At 71.2% G+C, this 16,641-nt stretch carries 14 protein-coding genes, 1 tRNA gene and 1 pseudogene; 9 read left to right on the top strand and 7 right to left on the bottom strand.

Annotation, left to right across the window (positions count from 1 at the left end; translation table 11 throughout):
- The first annotated feature begins 106 nt into the window (after positions 1–106).
- Together ACZ7LV_RS21710 and ACZ7LV_RS21705 are read left to right on the top strand one after the other, a co-directional pair.
- Positions 107–1,780 carry an IclR family transcriptional regulator domain-containing protein gene (locus ACZ7LV_RS21710; protein WP_471941383.1) on the top strand — a complete coding sequence of 558 codons (1,674 nt, stop codon included), beginning with the start codon at positions 107–109 and terminating at the stop codon, positions 1,778–1,780.
- Positions 1,781–1,898: 118 nt separating this feature from the next.
- Positions 1,899–1,974 (top strand) — tRNA-Arg (locus ACZ7LV_RS21705).
- Between the two features lie 50 nt (positions 1,975–2,024).
- Here the strand turns inward: ACZ7LV_RS21705 and ACZ7LV_RS21700 are convergent.
- Positions 2,025–2,239 (bottom strand): annotated as a pseudogene (locus tag ACZ7LV_RS21700) (site-specific integrase); the annotation flags it as partial.
- A 186-nt stretch (positions 2,240–2,425) separates the two neighbouring features.
- The gene (locus ACZ7LV_RS21695; protein ID WP_471941381.1) at positions 2,426–3,436 is read right to left on the bottom strand and encodes a LysR family transcriptional regulator; all 1,011 of its coding nucleotides are present in this window, start codon (positions 3,434–3,436) and stop codon (positions 2,426–2,428) included.
- Between the two features lie 119 nt (positions 3,437–3,555).
- Here ACZ7LV_RS21695 and ACZ7LV_RS21690 point away from each other — a divergent pair, with 119 nt between their 5' ends.
- From ACZ7LV_RS21690 to ACZ7LV_RS21680, 3 genes are all read left to right on the top strand, one after another.
- The gene (locus tag ACZ7LV_RS21690) at positions 3,556–4,062 is read left to right on the top strand and encodes a hypothetical protein (RefSeq protein ID WP_471941380.1); all 507 of its coding nucleotides are present in this window, start codon (positions 3,556–3,558) and stop codon (positions 4,060–4,062) included.
- A gap of 614 nt (positions 4,063–4,676) precedes the next feature.
- Complete coding sequence (locus tag ACZ7LV_RS21685; protein WP_471941379.1) at positions 4,677–5,120, top strand: hypothetical protein; 444 nt, start codon at positions 4,677–4,679, stop codon at positions 5,118–5,120.
- A gap of 66 nt (positions 5,121–5,186) precedes the next feature.
- Positions 5,187–5,792 (top strand): hypothetical protein, encoded by a 606-nt coding sequence (locus ACZ7LV_RS21680; protein ID WP_471941377.1) that lies wholly within the window; start codon positions 5,187–5,189, stop codon positions 5,790–5,792.
- Positions 5,793–5,865: 73 nt separating this feature from the next.
- On the opposite strand, the gene ACZ7LV_RS21675 is transcribed toward ACZ7LV_RS21680, so the two are convergent.
- Entirely contained in the window at positions 5,866–7,197 is a 1,332-nt protein-coding gene (locus ACZ7LV_RS21675; protein ID WP_471941376.1) for a phosphatase PAP2 family protein, read from the bottom strand.
- 232 nt (positions 7,198–7,429) lie between these two features.
- Positions 7,430–8,620, bottom strand: a complete 1,191-nt coding sequence (locus ACZ7LV_RS21670; protein WP_471941374.1) for an MFS transporter — start codon at positions 8,618–8,620, stop codon at positions 7,430–7,432.
- A gap of 124 nt (positions 8,621–8,744) precedes the next feature.
- Between ACZ7LV_RS21670 and ACZ7LV_RS21665 the strand changes: the two genes are divergently transcribed.
- From ACZ7LV_RS21665 to ACZ7LV_RS21655, 3 genes are read left to right on the top strand one after another with little or no spacing between them, the layout of a single operon-like run.
- The gene (locus ACZ7LV_RS21665; RefSeq protein ID WP_471941373.1) at positions 8,745–9,737 is read left to right on the top strand and encodes an ArsR/SmtB family transcription factor; all 993 of its coding nucleotides are present in this window, start codon (positions 8,745–8,747) and stop codon (positions 9,735–9,737) included.
- Complete coding sequence (locus tag ACZ7LV_RS21660) at positions 9,734–10,243, top strand: glutathione peroxidase (protein WP_471941371.1); 510 nt, start codon at positions 9,734–9,736, stop codon at positions 10,241–10,243. The genes ACZ7LV_RS21665 and ACZ7LV_RS21660 overlap by 4 nt, the downstream gene beginning before the upstream one ends.
- Positions 10,244–10,295: 52 nt before the next feature.
- The gene (locus ACZ7LV_RS21655; protein ID WP_471941369.1) at positions 10,296–11,192 is read left to right on the top strand and encodes a MerR family transcriptional regulator; all 897 of its coding nucleotides are present in this window, start codon (positions 10,296–10,298) and stop codon (positions 11,190–11,192) included.
- Between the two features lie 116 nt (positions 11,193–11,308).
- Here ACZ7LV_RS21655 and ACZ7LV_RS21650 read toward each other — a convergent pair whose 3' ends face one another.
- From ACZ7LV_RS21650 to ACZ7LV_RS21640, 3 genes are all read right to left on the bottom strand, one after another.
- Positions 11,309–11,500, bottom strand: a complete 192-nt coding sequence (locus ACZ7LV_RS21650) for a DUF397 domain-containing protein (protein WP_141311170.1) — start codon at positions 11,498–11,500, stop codon at positions 11,309–11,311.
- Between the two features lie 191 nt (positions 11,501–11,691).
- Positions 11,692–12,549, bottom strand: coding sequence for a helix-turn-helix domain-containing protein (locus ACZ7LV_RS21645; protein WP_471941367.1), 858 nt, complete (start codon positions 12,547–12,549; stop codon positions 11,692–11,694).
- Between the two features lie 539 nt (positions 12,550–13,088).
- Positions 13,089–13,841: a GOLPH3/VPS74 family protein gene (locus ACZ7LV_RS21640; protein WP_471941366.1), complete on the bottom strand. Its 753-nt coding sequence runs from the start codon at positions 13,839–13,841 to the stop codon at positions 13,089–13,091.
- A gap of 234 nt (positions 13,842–14,075) precedes the next feature.
- Between ACZ7LV_RS21640 and ACZ7LV_RS21635 the strand changes: the two genes are divergently transcribed.
- Positions 14,076–16,481, top strand: a complete 2,406-nt coding sequence (locus ACZ7LV_RS21635; RefSeq protein ID WP_471941364.1) for a D-alanyl-D-alanine carboxypeptidase — start codon at positions 14,076–14,078, stop codon at positions 16,479–16,481.
- The last annotated feature ends 160 nt before the right edge of the window (positions 16,482–16,641 follow it).

Here is a 16,641-nt window from a genome sequence, read left to right as displayed (position 1 = left end):
GGTGCGGGTCAGGCGACGACTGCGAGCGCGCCCGGGCGGCTGCCGGACCCGGGGCGGGGATCCGCCGTTACCGTAGGCCTGCCGCGATCGCCGTACCGGAGAGAAGATGCCCGCCAACCCCACCCTGAAGGAGGCCGCCGCCGCGGCCGCGCCGGACGAGGCGGTCACCCCGCTGATCCGCGGGATCGCCGTACTGCGGCAGCTCACGGAGGCGGGCGGCACCCTGAGCCTCAGCGCCCTGGAGCGCGCCACCGGCCTCGCCCGTTCCACCGTCGACCGCATCACCTCGACCCTCGCGCACATGGGCTACGTCCGCCTGGACGGCCGTGACGCGGTCCTCGCCCCCCGCCTGATGGAACTCGGCAACGCCTACCTGGCCGCCCTGCGCCTGCCCGCCCTGCTGGACGGCCATGCGGACGCCCTCGCCGACGCACTGGACGAGTCGGTCTCCCTCGCGGTCGCCGACGGCGACGGCATCCGCTTCATCCACCAGGCCACCCGGCGCCGCGCGATGTCCCTGAGCTTCCGCATCGGCGACCTGCTGCCCGCCGAACGCACCGCGCCGGGACCGCTGTTCGCCACGGAGTGGACGGGCGAGGACTGGAAACGCTGGCGGGCCCGCCGGGCGGCGGACCCGGCCAACCTCGGCTTCCCCGCCGTACCCCCCGCCGAACACCCCTTGCCCGCAGACGAGTTCACGCACCGATCGACCAAGTCCCAGGCGGCCGGGTGGACACTGGACGACCAGTTGATCGAACCCGGTCTGGTCGCGGTGGCGGTTCCGGTACGCGACCCCCGCACCGGGCGGATCGCGTGCGCGGCGAGCGTGGTCAGCCACACCAGCCGGCACACTGCCGCCGGCCTGCGCGACACGCTGCTGCCCCGGCTGCGCGCGGCGGTGGCGGCGATGGAGGACGAACTGCGCACCGCCCCCCGCCCGGAACCCACCCCGGCACCCTCGGGCCTCGCGACCTGGACGGGCGCCTCGAAGCAGGAACTGGGACGGGAGTTCGTGGAGTCGCTGGCCCGCGGCCTGACCGTCCTCACCGCGTTCGGCGCGGGCCGGGCGGAACTCACCCTGACGGAGGTCGCGAAGGCGACCGGCCTGGCCCGCGCCACCGCACGCCGGGCCCTGATCACCTACGAGCACCTGGGCCTCGTCGCCCAGCCCCGCCCCGGCACCTTCACCCTCACCCCCCGGGTCCTCGACCTCGGCTACCCCCTTCTGTCCCGCACCTCGCTGCCCCACATCGCCGCCCCGCACCTGGCGGGCCTCGCCGAACGCATCCACGAGTCCACGTCACTCGCCGTGCTGACGGCGGCCGGGGAGGAGATCCAGTACACGGCGCGGGTCGCCACGGCCCGGGTGATGAGCGTGAACATCACCGTCGGCACCCGGCTGCCCGCCTACGCCACCTCCATGGGCCGCGTCCTGCTGGCGGACCTCCCGCCCGCCGACCGCACCCTCGGCCCACTGCACCCCCTCACCCCCCGCACGCTCACCGACCCCACGGCCCTGGCCCGCACCCTGGACGAGGTGCGGGAACAGGGCTGGGCGCTGGTCGACGAGGAACTGGAGGAGGGCCTGCGCTCCCTCGCCGTGCCGGTGCGCGACCGCACCGGCCGGGCGGTGGCCGCCCTCAACACGGCGATGCACACCTCCCGGCACACCCTCCAGGAATGCGCCGACCACCTCGCCCCGGCACTCCGCGAGACCGCGGACGCCATCGAGGCGGACCTGCACGTATCAGAACAGTTCACCCGAGTCCCCCCGACCTAGGGCCCGCAGCCCTGGAGCCCATCCCCACGGCGTGCACCATGCCCCCGTGCCGCACCCCCGCCCCACCCTGATCCGGTACCCTGTGGACCGAGCACCCTGACCCACATCAGGGCGCCCCGCCTTCGTAGCTCAGGGGATAGAGCACCGCTCTCCTAAAGCGGGTGTCGCAGGTTCGAATCCTGCCGGGGGCACCAGACAAAGGGCCCCGGACCGATCATGGTCCGGGGCCTTTGACATCCACGTCTCACATCAACGGGTCGCCGTCCATGTGGCTTATGGCCTCGCGCTGGTGTCCTGGACGACGTGCGTGCAGACGTCCATGGTGAGGCTGATCTGGGAGTACCTGAGGATCTCCATGACGACGCGCGGCGCTACTCCGGCCGCCGCGAGGAGGGTGACCGTTCCGTGGCGGGCGTCGTGGAGCCGGATGACGCGGAGGCCGGCGGACTCGGCGACGCGGAGTCTGGCGAGCTGTGGCTCGGTGTGTCAGACGATGGCGATCTGGTCCACCAGCAGGTCCAGTCTGCGCTCGGTGTCCTCCGGCGGGAGCCTCCGCGCCCGGGTCATGGCCGACAGTCCGTGCATCGTCCACTGGGTCAAACGTGCGCGACACCAAAACCCGGTCCTGACACCACGTAGCGATGCTCATCCTCGCCAGATGAGGAACTCGTGCGCTATCGCGATGAGGGCACGTGCCGCACGACTGGGCGTGCGCTCGGACGAAACGGCCAGGGAAAACGGCCAGTCCAGGTCGGCGTCGTCGATGGTCAGCGTGGCGACGTCCTCCGCCCTGGCGAGGGCGGGCCGCGGCAATAGCGCCACGCCCAGGCCGTTGCGGACGTAGGCCACGCCGGTGGGGACGTCGGTGATCTCCAGGGCGACGCGACGGGTCACGGAGGCGGCAGCGAAGGCCCGATCGGCGACGGTCCGGATGCCATAGCTCACGGGGAAGTCGACGAAGTCCAGGCCGGCCAGTTCGGTGATCGACACGGTGCGACGTTTCGCGAGCGGATGGTCGGCCGACACGACGAGGTCGAGCACCGAGGTGACGAGGTCGGTCAGCGTGATGCCCGTCGGGCGCGGTCCGGGCAGGGAGACGAAGGCGAGGTCGAGCCGCCGTTCGAGGAGGGCGTCGATCAGGCCTTGGGAGCCGGAGGCGGCGGCGCTGGTCTGCAGGAGCACACCGGGATGACGCCGGTGAAATTCACCGAGGAGCGCAGGAAAGTCGATGAGCCCCACCGTGGTCATCGTGCCCAGCCGCAGGGTGCCGCGCAGTCCTCCGCGGACCTCAGCCACCGCTTCTGTCGCCTCCCGGGCGGCGTCGAGAGCGGCATGGGCGCGTGGCAGCAGGGCAGCGCCCGCATCGGTGAGCAGCACGCGTTTGGTGGTGCGTTCCAGCAGCGGCGTCCCAAGTTCTCGCTCGAGGTTCTTGATGGTGGTGGAGACCGCGGACTGGACGACATGCAGCCGAGCGGCGGCACGGGTGAAGTTCGCTTCCTCGGCGACGGCGACGAAGTACTCGAGATGACGCAGTTCCACCGTCCCAGTATCACAGAAGGCCTCCACCCATCTCTCCGTGAGATAAATGCTGTCTCTGACTTTCGTTGGACAGCGACCGTCGCGGTCGACGACCCTTTTATTGGAGGAACTGCTCAAAGCAGGAAGCACTGCTCACGGCACATCTCGCCGACTCGAACGAGAATCTTTCAAAACCTCCGGACGCCCTGAGCCCTGAACCACGCAGCATCAAATCCAGTAAAGAGGAGACGACTGTCATGACCACATTGAACGAGCCCAATGGCAGGCTGAAGAACCAGGCGCTGCACCTGGACTACTACCCGGAGTGGCTCGACAATCTCGCCGACGATGTCATTCTCCAGGGCAATTTCGCCAACGGTGAGGTGATCGGCAAGGAAAGGGTAGGGAAGCTGTTGAGCTTCGCTCGAAGCAACTACGCTTTCCAGGACTTCCGCTTCTTCGGCCAGCGCGGCGAGCTCTTCTTGGAGGACTACCGCTCCACCATCCGGGGCAGCGAGACCTACCGTCCGGGTGGAATCGAGATATACAACTTCGTCGTCGTCTACTTCAACGAGGCGGGCGAGACCAGTCAGCTGGTGATGAACCACCGGCCCCAGTCAGCCGCCCTGCTGTTCTCGTCCTTGCTGTGGGAGCACTTCGGTGACGAGTTCGGCTCGGACCTCTTCTACAAGGGCGATGTCAGCGACCGACTGCTCGACCACGACCTGTCCCGCGGTCAGTGGCCCCCGTCGCAGTCCCACTGACTTGCGGCGGTACCCGTCAGCCGACGACGGGCTGATCACCGGGGCCGGCCGTACGCGGACACCGCCAAGGGGCGCGACGCGATCGACGGCCTCCCGGCGTATCCGTCGGCAGCCTCCTGAAACGCAGCGGGCGTAAGCGGCACACCGCATCGTCCGCCGCCGCGGCCCTCCGGGCTTCGGCGAGTCCGCGAGGGGTCGGGAGGTTCGGTTGCGCCCAGGAGATCGACGTATACCGCGGTTGTTGCCCTGCCGAACGCACTGTTCGGAGCCTGTGACGGCACCACTTGCGAGCAGTCGTATCGGACGGGCAACGCACGCGTAGCCCCCACGCGCCGTCGTGATTGACGCGTGGTCGACGCCGGCAGGTCTCGCTCTTGGCCATCGGCGAAGCCCGGTCGTCGGTTGGGTCCCGAAGGGAATTCGGGCCGCCCCCGGACAGAACCGGGGATGCAGCTGCTCTACAGAGCTGGGTTCCTCGGAAGTCGACCACGCGCCGGAGACTCTAGCGGCGGCCACTGACAGTGCCCTCCTGTCGTCCGCCGCGCTCGGCGCCTGGATGTCAGATCCAGTTGCTACCTTCCGCCTTCTCAGTGGCATGGAAGGGGAGGGGCCTGATGGGTGCTTCGGCGTGGGACTACTACGTGCCGTACCAGGAGGACCTGGAGGCGGCGCTTCAGCGGTTGCGGGGCGAGGTGTTCGCGACGGGGGACTACTACTGGGTCCACGACGACGAACCGCAACCGGATGAGGAAGGGGAGCCGCGGCCGCAGTCGCTGGAGGAGTTGTGGGAGGACGAGCTGGTTCAGGAGACCGGCACCCACTCGATCCTGGACATCTTCCGCGTCGTGGGGCCCGACGACACCCCGGATCACCACACCGTGGAACCCGTGACGGCCGAGGAGGCGCGCGAGTTGCTGGGGACCGACAAGCTGACCCGTGCGCACGTCAAGGACTTCGGCGTCTTTCCTCAGTCCCGGTGGAGCGGCCGATGCACCGTGCTGCACGACGAGGCGGGCGATCCCCACGAGATCTACTTCTGGGGTTACTCGGGGGACTGAGGCACAGCCAACGGCACGGGCGAGAGAACGGGGAACTGCCCGCCGCCCCGGAGTGTCGTACTCGCCGTGGCCGATGCAGATGTACAGCGCAGCGTGAAGGTGCCGCCCGCCCTCCGGGTGGCGGGCGGCCTCGTGGGGGCGGGGGCCGCCGCCGTGGCGAGTTGGGGCGGGGTGCTGCTCGTCGTACAGGGACGGGTGGTGCCCGGCTGGGGGGTGGGGGCGGGGCTGCTCGTGCTGGCGTGTGCCCCCGCTTGGGTGCGGCGGCGGACGACCGCTTCGCGGGTCCCGCGGGAACGGGGCACCGGAGAGCGGGTGGGGCGCCGTCTGCTCGTCGTCGTGGCCGTGCTCGGTGTCGCGTGGGGCGCGGCGGCGGACGTGCTGTCGGGGGCGGAGTACCACGTGCTGCGGCCCGCGGGGCCGGGCGGTTGTACGGCCGTGGTGCGGGAGACGTCCGTCCTGGTGATCGGCAACGGCGAGGCATACGCGGTGGGGCGCACCGGCCTGGCTTTGGGCGAGTCGGGGTCATGGACGGTCGACGACGGGTACCGACCCGTGCGCGCGGGCTCGTACGAGTTGAACTGGGGGCAGGACGGGGGACGTCTGCGGATCAGGGGGACGAGCACCGATCCGGTTCTGCACGGCGGAGGGGCCGACATCGACTGCGGATGGTGAGGCCGGCGGGGGGCGGGGCGGGGACACGGCTGCCGTCTCCCACCCACCCCGCCCCACGCCGCGCCACGGCCGGCTACAGCGCCAGTTCGGGCCGCGGTTCCGGTTCCGGTTCCGGTCGCCGCTTCGGTGGCGTGCTCGGTTTCCGCGGTTCGACGGTCCTGACGTACGCGTAGATCACCGAGAGCATCGCCAGCAGGAGGAGCGGTCCTGCCGCCCACGGGTGCGTGGCCATCTCGTAAGGGAGGAAGCGGTACGACGTCAGGAGCGCGGCGAAGACGGTCGTGCTGTAGGCGACCACGAGGACCCCCGGCCGGTCCCAGCCGCGGTCGTACGCGCGCAGGGCGGCCTCGATGGTCAGGGTGAACACCACACCGGCGATGAGGTCCACGCCGTAGTGGTAGCCGAACCCCAGGGTGGCGGCCAGCGTGGCGAGGAGCCAAAACGTTCCTGCGAACCGGAGGAACCGTGGCCCCCTACGGGAGTGGATGAAGATCGCGGTGGCCCACGCGGTGTGCAGGCTGGGCATGCAGTTCCGTGGGGTGATCTCGTCGAACGGCATGTGCTGCGGGGTGGCGACCGGCGGCGGCGTCGCGGGCCACAGGTCGGCAACCGCCCACTGCTCGCTGGACGGCGTGTCCGCCCACAGGCTGACCGATGCCCAGTGCTCGGCGCCGGTGCCGTAGGCGAAGATCGGGCCGACGACCGGGAAGATCATGTAGATGGCGGGCCCGAGGAGGCCGATCACCAGGAAGGTGCGGACCAGATGGTGCCGCGGGAAGCGCCGGTCGACCGCCACGTTGCGCAGCTGGTACAGCGCGACGACGACGGCGGCCACGGCGAGTTGGCCGTAGACGACGTCGAGGAAGTTGAAGCCGATCGAACCGGTGGCAGTGAGGGCGCGGCCCGCAAGCCACGACGGGTTGCCGAGCGCGTGATCGGCGGTCGCCAGGTACTGGTCGAGCACCTCGGGGCGGCTCTTGGAGGTGATGAGCAGCCAGATGTCGCCGGTCTTGCGGCCGGCCACCAGCAGCAGGGCGAGTGCGACGCCCTTCAGCAGCAGGACGCGTTCGTGGCCGGTGCGGCGGGTGAGCGCGACGACGGCGCAGCCCAGGATCACCCACAGCGCGCCGTTGCCGAAGGGGTGGCCGCCCGCGGTCTCGGCGCCGATCGCCCACCGGACCGCCGCGAAGGCGAGGTCGACACCGATCGCGGCACCGACCGCGAGGAATCGCTGCCGCCAGGTGAGCACCACCATCATCAACGCCATGCCCGCATACAGCAGAAAGCCTGATTTGGGAGGGAATACCACCTCTCGTACCTGGTTGGCGATCGGCCCGGGCAGGCCGTAGCGACGTGCGGTGACCTCCAGCGCGACAAGGAAGCCGAGGGTCACGACACCCGCCACGGCCCAGAGTCTTGCCCGTGGCCGACGCCCGAGGGAGAGCGGGCTTCCGTCGCCTCTTCGCGAGGACGCCCGCGATGGTATGTTTCTCAATTTTTTGGGCCGATTTTCTAAAATTCAGATGTACGTAAGAGTGGTTTCGCTGGCCACCTTAAGGTCGGGGTCATCTCGTCCCTCACGTAGGGCGGCCTGTCCGACGTGGCAAGACGGAAGAACCGCGTTCAGGGTTCATGCGTCAGGCCTCCGCCTTCACCGGCGGCCTCCGTTGCTCCCCCCTCATCCCACGCGCCACCCACCCCGTGACCACCACCGAACCCGCCGCCATCACCGACATCCCCACCCCCGGTGACGTCACCTGGGCCACCGCCCCCGCCGCTGCCGCGCTCGCTCCCTGGAGGGTGAGCATTCCGGCGGAGTGGAGGCCGAGGGCGTGGCCGACGAGGGCGTCCGGGGTTTCGGCCACCAGGCGTTCCTGCTGTACGAGGCTCGCGCCGAAGCCCACCGACGCCACCGCCACCAGCGCGCCGGACAGAACCGGCCCCGGGCCGAGGAAGAAGAAGGCGTACGGGGCGGCCAGGAGCAGCAGGAGGGGGATGCCGAGGGCCTGCCGGCGGGCCGGGGGCACGACGCGGCCGATCAGGACGTCGCCGACCAGCATGCCCAGCGCCGCGCAGGCGAACAGGGGCCCGGCGGCCCGGGGCGCGTACGACACGTACAGGGACTCGCAGCCCACGATCAGGCCGTTGGGGACCCAGAGCGCGAGATAGAGGCGTCGGCGGGAGGGGGAGGACCACAGGAGGGCGTTGGTGCGCCGGGTCGCCGCGACCGAGGGGCGGGCGGACGTGCGCGGGCGGCGGGGGGTGAGGCCGGCGCGGGCCATGACCGCGGCCGACAGGAACAGCAGCGCCGAGACGAGCAGCGTCACCCGTGCCGAACCGAGGAGCACGAGGAGGGCGCCGCCGGTCGCGTAGCCGGTGATCTGGGTGACGCCGCTCATCATGTTGAACACCGAACGGCCGAGCAGGTAGCCGTCCTTGGACAGGATCTCGGTCAGCAGGCCCCACCGCACTCCCCCGCCCAGCGAGGCGACGAGCCCCTGCGCCAGGACGACGACGAGGACCGACCAGATCGGCAGGCCGGGCAGCGCGAGGAGTGCCGTACCGGCCGCGAAGGCCAGCGGGACGGCGGTGAGGGCGCGCCTCGGCGGCAGTCCGTCCGCCCAGGAGAGCAGGAGCGTCGCGCCCACCACCTGCGCCAGCGACGGACCGAACATGCTCACCGCCGCCAGCAACGGCGAGCGCGTCGCCTGGTACACCAGGGTGCCCAGGGCCAGCCCGCCGATCGTCTGGCCCGCCACCTGGGCGGCAAAGGCGAGGAAGAGCGGGGTGAACTCCGGGATGCGGAAGAGGTGGCGGTAGCTGCGCATGGGCGGAGTCTGGGGGCGTCCGCCACGGGGTGGTTACTGTTTCGCGCACACGCGAAAGGAACGCCCAAGCGCAAGGAACGCCCACGCGAGAAGTTCGCCCACGCGAGAGGAAGTGGCCGGGGCCATGGGGTGGTGGCAGGTGAGTGCCGACACGCTCGTCCGCAGTCGCTTCGTCGTCTCCCCCTACGCCGAGACCTTCGCGAGCCTCAAGCTGCTGCACGCCGGCGTCGGCGCCCACCCCGGCGAGCAGGCCTGGCTGCGCGCCCACCTGCCGGGGTACCGGGCCCGGCTCGCTGCCGACCCCGTCACCGCGCTGCTGGTCGACGCCGGGCTGGGCCGGGACTGGATCGCCGACTTCCTGACGCCGACGCCGTGGGACGGGGAGGACGTCGCGGCGGCGATCGCCCGGGTGCGGGCGGCGCCGCCGGAAGCGGTGCGCGGGCATCTGCGGAGGTCCCTGGGCCGCCCGCTGCCCGCCGCACTGGAGCGGGACGACCTCGCCGAGCGGGCCGCGCGGCTCGTGGAGTACGTCTGGGACGAGGGCGTAGGGCCGTACTGGGAGCGCCGGCGGCGGGTGCTGGAGGCCGATGTGGTGGCGCGGACCGCGCAGGTCAGCCGGGGTGGCTGGGCGTCCGTGCTGGACGCGCTGCGGCCGGGGCGGACGCGGTGGCTCGGCCGGAGCAGGTTGCAGGTCAACGCGCAGGAGTATCCGCCCCGGGAGATCGACGGCGCGGAGCTGCTCTTCGTGCCCGTCACACCGCAGACCGGCTGGGTGTCGTGGGAGGAGCCGCGAAGGGAGCGGTACGCCGTCGTCTACCCGTGCGCGGGCGCGCTCACCGGGGAGGGCGGGCGGCCGCCCGTGTCCGCCGGTCTCGGCGCGCTGCTCGGGCGGGCGCGCGCCGAGGTGCTCGTGCTGCTGGCGACACCGATGAGCACGACGCAGGTCGTCGCGGTGACCGGGCAGGGGCTCGGTTCGGCGGGCCGGCATCTGCGGGTGCTGCGCGAGGCGGGGCTGGTGGAGCGGCGGCGGGCGGGGCGCTCGGTGCTGTACTCGCGCACGGCGGCGGGGGACGTACTCCTCGCCTCCGCGGGGCAGGACGTAGCATCCGCCCCATGACGACCAATGACGCGCACGTATCAGTTCTCGACGTCGACATCGAGGCGCTCCAGGGCGGGGCGGCCGACCTCAAGCAGTACGCCGGGCAGGCCGTGCTCATCGTGAACGTGGCCTCCAAGTGCGGGCTGACCCCGCAGTACGCCGGGCTGGAGCGGCTGCACGAGCGGTACGCGGACCGTGGGTTCACCGTGCTGGGCGTGCCGTGCAACCAGTTCATGGGGCAGGAGCCCGGCAGCTCCGAGGAGATCGCCGAGTTCTGCTCGGCGACGTACGGCGTGACCTTCCCGATGACCGAGAAGGTCGAGGTGAACGGCGACGACCGGCACCCGCTCTACCGGCGGCTGACCGGCTTCGCCGACGCCGAGGGCCACAGCGGCGACATCCGCTGGAACTTCGAGAAGTTCCTGATCGGGCGGGACGGCACGGTCGTCGCCCGGTTCTCGCCGCAGACCGAGCCGGAGGCGGCCGAGGTGGTGGCGGCCGTCGAGGCGCAGCTGGCCGGTTGACCCTGCCCCTGGGGCAGACATCAGCCTCCTGTCACCGGGCGGCAGGCGCCCGGTGACGGAGGATGACGTGGTGACCGACTCCCAGGACGAGGAACTGCTCACCATCGGCGCGTTCGCGGCGCGGGCCCGGCTGTCGGCCAAGGCCCTGCGGCTGTACGACCGCCTGGGGCTGCTGGTCCCGGCGTACGTCGACGGGGCCAGCGGCTACCGCCACTACCGCGCCGGTCAGGTGGAACGCGCCCGGCTGGTGGCGCTGCTGCGCCGGCTGGACATGCCGTTGTCCCGGATCGCCGAGGTGGTCGAGGCGGACGGTACCGAGGCCGCCGACCGGCTCGCCGCGTACTGGGCGGACGTCGAGGCGCGGGTGGCGGGGCAGCGGACGCTCGCCGCGTACCTCCGTGGACGGTTGTCCGGGAGGAGTACCGAGATGTACGGAAAGTTCGTGGTCGAGACGGTCGACGTGCCGCCGCAGGTGGTGATCACCGAGTCCCGGCACACGCTGGCGCATGAGCTGCCGGCCTGGATCGGGGCGTCGCTCGGGCGGTTGGAGGAGGCGGCCCGGGAGTGCGGCGGCGTCGTCGCGGCGCCGTTCGTCGTCTATCACTCCGAGGTGTCGATGGAGAGCGACGGGCCGGTGGAGGCGTGTGTGCCGGTCGCCGACGAGGCGGCGGCACGGGCGTGGGCCGAGACGGCGGGCCGGGCCCGTCAGGCGCGGGTGCGGGTGGAGCCGGCGCGGCGGCTGGCCTACACCCGGATCACCAAGGCGCAGGTGGCGCATCCGCAGATCCTGGCCGCGTTCGAGGCGGTGGAGGAGTGGATGAGGGCGAAGGGGCTGGCGTACGACGGGCCCTGCCGGGAGGTGTACTTCGCGGACTGGGCCTCGGTCGGGGCCGAGGACCCGGCCTGTGACGTGGCGTTCCCCGTCGCTCCGGCGCGGCAGAAGTCGTAGGGGCGGCGCCGGGGCAGGACCGAGCCCTCTCGGCTAGGACGGCGAACTGGTCGAGAGGGCTCTTGTGGTCCTGCTGTGCAGTTGTCGTCGGGAGGCGTCAGGGGAGGCCCTCCCCCTTACGCCTTGACCGAGGCCACGAAGACGCTCCACGCGGTCGCGGGGAACGCGAGGACGGGGCCCTCGGTCACCTTGGAGTCCCGGACGGAGATTGCGGACAGGACAGGGGACTTGATCTCGACGCACGCGCCGTTGCCCTGGGAGTACGAGGACTTGACCCACGTGTCCGTCGCGCCCTGCTTGATTGCCATTTTCGCTCCGGTAAGCAGTTGCTGAGTTGCTGTGATTGCGCCAACGTTCTTGCTCGATGGCGTGATCGACGCTACTCGCCAACATCGCCGCGCGGAGCGACTATTCACTCGACCGGCTGGCATATTCCAGTGGGGTCTTCCGCACGAGCCGGGCGACGGTGTATCTTTCCGCGCCGCCAGTCCCGGAGGTCTCAGCGGGCGTAGCTCTTGGCCACATCCGAGAGGAATTCCCGGGTTTGGTCGACATTGAGGGCCTGCGCCCGCAAGTGCTCGTACATCACGCTGTACTTCTGCACGTCGAGCGGCTTCTCCAGGTAGAGGTCACTGGTGACCCCCTCGATGTAGACCACGCTGGAGTCCGCGGCGTCCGGGAACTCCAGGATCGCGTACTGCCCGCTCACGCCGGGGTGCGCGCCCATCTGGAACGGGATCATCTGCACGGTGACGTGCGGCAGCTGGGACATCTCCAGCAGATGCTCCAACTGGTCGATCATCACCTGCTTGTTGCCCACCTCGCGGCGTACGGCCGCCTCGTCGAGCACCGCCCACAGCCGCAACGGCGTCTCCGCGGCGGCAATACGTTCCTGCCGGCGCAGCCGCACCTGCACGCGCTTGTCGATGTCGGTCGGCGTCGCCTCCGGCAGGGCGCCCTGGATCAGCGCCTCGGCGTACTGGCGGGTCTGCAGCAGGCCGGGCACCACCTGCGGGTCGTACACCCGAAGGCTCGCCGCGTCGGTCTCCAGGCCGATGTAGACGCTGTACGGGATGTCGCCGAAGGAGTGCCACCAGCCCTGCTGGCGCGAGTCCTTGGCCATCTGCATCAGCGAGTCGACGATGCGGTGGTCCTCCACCTCGTAGACACCGCACAGGTCACGGACGTCGCGCTGGCTGATGCTGCGCCGGCCGTTCTCCAGCCGGCTGATCTTGGACTGGGACACCAGCAGCCGCTCGGCGACCTCCTCGGCCGTCATGCCCCTGAGCTCACGGAGCCTGCGCAGCTCCTGGCCCAACCGGCGTCGCCTGACGGTGGGATTGACATTGGACGCCACGGGACGTGCACCTCCGGCTGCGTGCCTCGAACTTGCAACTATGCGTATCTGCTGCTGAGCAGACTGCCACCAAGGTCTTGCCTACCGCTGGGAAACAGCTGGGAAACAGCGGATACGCGGCGGGAACGCGGCAGGACGCCAGTTCGTTCAAGGGGTACGCGAAGTCCCCCGGGCGCGGGCGCGCGGACGCGGCACCGCGTGGGCACGCGGACGCGCGGGGCGGCCGGGGCCGTGCGTCGTCCCGACGACGGCTCCTGGCGCCCCGCGCGGACCGCTGCGGCTCCCGGAGCGGTTCTCGGGGACTCGACTGCGGCGCCGGCGGCGCGAGTCATGACAGGTGCTGCGTGGTCATGACGAGCGCTGCGCGGTGATGCCCGGCGGTGCGTGGTGATGCCTGTGCGTGCGTTGCCTGTGCGTGCGTTGCCTGTGCGTGCGTTGCCTGTTGGTGCTCGGCGTCGCGTGGCGGTGCCCGGTGCCCGGTGGTGCGTGGCGGTGCCCCGGTGGTGCGGCGTGGCGGCGCGCTGCCGTGGTACTGCGGCTCAGTGGGCCACGGCGCGTGCCATCGTGCCGTGGTGCGGCTGCGCCGGGACACCCCGGACCGCTTCCGCGGGCCTGGCTCCGGGGGCGGCCTGACGGCCGGCCGGTGCCGGGCTGCGGCGCGGCTGTGCCGCCACACCGTTCTGGACGTCCATCACGGCGTGCGCCACGAGGCCGCCCATCGGGTCGTGCCTGATCAGGTCCCGCAGCCGGGAGCGGGACGAGCGTCCCTCGTTGCCCGGATACAGGTGCTTGCCGAGGCCGACCGCGTGAGCCAGTGCGGCGAGCGCCGCGGTCCGCGGGTCCGGCGGCACGCCGGTGCGGATCGCTGAGTCCAGCCGGGCCCTGATCTCCCGGCTGATGGCGTTGTCCGTCGCCTGGTAACGAGTCGTCGGCAACACCCCGCACATCTGTCCGGCCACGGCATGCACCATGCCGCACCGCTCCAGATGCGAGAGGTAGGTCTGGCGGAGCCCCAGTCGTGGCCCGCCGATCCAGTGGACCGCCCGTACGGGGGCGCCGCGTCTGCGCAGCAACTCCAACGCGCAATCCAGTGTCGGATCTCCTGTCGGCCGTGGCACCACCACGGCGATACGATCCCCGTCTGGGGCTATCCGTCCGGCCAGCGCCAGCTCCACTAGCTGTGCTCCGGCCAGACCGAGGTCGAGCGACTGCGGCTGTGCAGTGGTACCCGTGGCCGGGTCCAGTGCCAGCAGCAGAAGCTCCTCCGGAATTGTTCTGCGGCTCCTGCCCATCCATGCCTCCCCGCGTGGATGAATGACAGGGTGACCCCTCTCACATTGGTCTGTCGAGGGCGCGTGACCTGTTTGAGAGGGAACCAGTAGGTATGTCGTTCTCGTCTTCGGTGGTGGCCGGGTCCGCACACAGGACACTGGTACATGGTTCGGACAGCGCTTCGGGCAGTGCTGTGAGGGCGGTCGTCCGGACGGCGGTTCACGGTTCGGTACGCGCACGCGGGCGTGCGGCGCATGGAGGAGGCATCGGTGGCGGGCGAGTCCCCCGACAGTTCGAAGCAGCGCGAGTCGTCGGCAGAACCGACGCCGGGGAGCGCGAGTCCGGTTCCCGAGGCCAGGAGCGGCGCCACCGCACGTGACCCTCGGCTCGCCGTGGCGCGGGAGTCCGAGGACACGCGCCCGGACACGGCCACGCGGGTGCTCTCCGTCAGGGAGCGGCCGGAGGAGGCGTCGGAGGGGGTCGCCGAGGAGACGGCCGCCGAGGAGCCCGTCGGCGGCGCGGAGCGCGAGGCTGCCGAGGGTGGCACGGACGACTCGGGCGACGAGCGCCTCAGGGCGGCCGTGGCGGCCTGGGTGACGTCCGGCCCGGGCGAGCAGGCCTCCGCCGAAGAGCCCGCGGCTCAGGGCGAGGTGGGCGACGACACCGACATCGCCGCCGAGGAGGCCGACGGGGACGACACCGACGCCCCCGCCGACGCCACGGAGTCCGCGGACGCCGACACCGACGCCGAGGAGGGTCAGCGCGACACCTCGGACGCCGCCGAGGAGCCCGAGGACGACACGGACGCCGCCGAGGAGACCGAGGACGCCGTCGAGGCCGACGACGACTCCGATGACGACTCCGAGGGCGACGCGGCGGCCGACGCCGAGGGCGACACCGAGCCCGACGCGGAAGACGGGCCGCGCGACGCCGTTCCGGCGGACGCCGAGGACGCTCCGGACGACCCGGAGGGCGACGGCGAACGCACGACCGATGCCCAGCCCGATGAAGAGCCCGCCGCCACGTCCTCCCCCGCCGACGCCCCCAAGGCCGACGCGCCCCCCGTGGACCAGCCCACCGCCGTCTTCCGGGCCGTGAAGCCCGCCGTCGACCAGCCGACGACCATGCTGAAGCTCGGGGACGCCAAGAAGCCCGCTCCGGCCCCGGAGTCGGAGACGGAGCGGACCAGCAAGTTCGTCGCGCTCAAGCCGCTGGACGACCCGTCGACGCGCAAGCCCCCGCCGGCCGCCCCGGCCGCCCCGGCCGCCGACGCGACGACCGCGCTGCCCCGGGTCCCCGCGGACGCGTCCAAGGGGCCCGCCGACCGGACCGCCGTCGTGCCGCAGGTCGGGCCGGAGCGGACGACGCAGCAGCCGTTGCCGCCGAAGCCGCCGCTGGATCTGCTGGCCGAGCTGACCAACACCCCGCCGCCGCCGGAGACTCCGCTGCGGACCGCGGTGCGGCGGGTCAAGATCTGGACGCCGCTGGCCCTGTTGCTGGTCATCGCGTTTGCGATCGTGCAGGCCTTCCGCCCGCTGCCCACCCCGACGCTGGAGCTCACGGCCAAGGAGTCGTACAGCTTCGAGGGCGAGGGCGTCAGCCTGCCGTGGCCCAACGAGGGGCAGGGCTGGATGGATGTCAACGGCATCGGCACGATGAGCGACTTCGGCAAGCAGGAGCCGGTCGCCATCGGCTCGGTCGCCAAGGCCATGACGGCGTACGTCGTACTGAAGAAGCACCCGCTGAAGTCCGGCGAGGAGGGCCCGAAGATCCCGGTCGACGCGCTCGCCGAGAAGGAGGGCGGCTACAACCTGGACGGCGAGTCCACGCTGAACACCGTCAAGAAGGGCGACGAGCTCACCCTGCGCCAGGCGCTCTCCGCCATCATGATCCCCTCGGCCAACAACATCGCCCGCCTGCTGGCGCGCTGGGACTCCGGCACCGAGGCCGCGTTCATCAAGAAGATGAACGACGCCGCCAAGGAGCTGGGCATGAAGAACACCACGTACACCGACGCCTCGGGTCTGAAGGAGACCACCGTCTCCACCGCCGAGGACCAGGTGAAGCTGGGCAACGAACTGGTCCAGGACCCGGGTCTGGTGGAGATCACCTCGATGGGAGAGTGGATCGATCCGTCCGGCCAGAAGTGGTACAACTACAACAAACTGGTCCCCTACGACGGCGGGATCGGCATCAAGACCGGCACCACCAGCGCCGCTGGCGGCAACCTCCTCTTCGCCGCCCGCAAGGAGGTCGGCGGTGAGACGGTGACCGTGGTCGGCGCCATCCTCGGGCAGCACAAGGCCCCGATCATCGAGACGGTCAACGACGTCAGCAAGACGGCGCTGCTCGCGGCGCGTGAAGCCCTGACCCCGGCAAAGATCCTCAAGAAGGGCGACGTCGTCGGGTACGTCGACGACGGGCTCGGCGGGCGGACGCCGGTCGTCGTCACGCAGGACGTCACCGCGGTCGGCTGGGCCGACCACGAGGTCGAGCTGTCGTTCGCCGCGGACGACGTACCGCACACCGCGAAGGCCGGGACCAAGGTGGGCACGCTCACCGTGGGTGACGGCAGCGGCGGCGCGGTCGAGGTGCCGGTGGCGCTCCGGTCGGACCTCGCCGAGCCGGCCTTCCTGGACAAGCTGACCCGCATCGCCTGACCCGGGCGGCCCGGCCCGCCCTCGCACCCCGTCGACGAAGCCCTCCCCGGGCAACCGTCGGCGGGGTGCGTGCTAGCGTCACGAAACGGGACAGGGTGCCCGCGTACGGGACGGGAACGGGAATGCCTCGTCACAGGGCCGGGAACGGCCGGGAAACGGG

The sequence above is a fragment of the Streptomyces sp. NPDC107562 genome, assembly GCF_055657325.1.
This window is presented reverse-complemented; position numbering and strand designations above follow the sequence as displayed.

Coding starts and splice junctions, on each gene's coding strand:
- ACZ7LV_RS21635 (WP_471941364.1), top strand. CDS start 14,076: ATGGAGGAGGCATCGGTGGCGGGCGAGTCCCCCGACAGTTCGAAGCAG.
- ACZ7LV_RS21665 (WP_471941373.1), top strand. CDS start 8,745: ATGGGGTGGTGGCAGGTGAGTGCCGACACGCTCGTCCGCAGTCGCTTC.
- ACZ7LV_RS21685 (WP_471941379.1), top strand. CDS start 4,677: ATGGGTGCTTCGGCGTGGGACTACTACGTGCCGTACCAGGAGGACCTG.
- ACZ7LV_RS21690 (WP_471941380.1), top strand. CDS start 3,556: ATGACCACATTGAACGAGCCCAATGGCAGGCTGAAGAACCAGGCGCTG.
- ACZ7LV_RS21640 (WP_471941366.1), bottom strand. CDS start 13,841: ATGGGCAGGAGCCGCAGAACAATTCCGGAGGAGCTTCTGCTGCTGGCA.
- ACZ7LV_RS21670 (WP_471941374.1), bottom strand. CDS start 8,620: ATGCGCAGCTACCGCCACCTCTTCCGCATCCCGGAGTTCACCCCGCTC.
- ACZ7LV_RS21660 (WP_471941371.1), top strand. CDS start 9,734: ATGACGACCAATGACGCGCACGTATCAGTTCTCGACGTCGACATCGAG.
- ACZ7LV_RS21650 (WP_141311170.1), bottom strand. CDS start 11,500: ATGGCAATCAAGCAGGGCGCGACGGACACGTGGGTCAAGTCCTCGTAC.
- ACZ7LV_RS21710 (WP_471941383.1), top strand. CDS start 107: ATGCCCGCCAACCCCACCCTGAAGGAGGCCGCCGCCGCGGCCGCGCCG.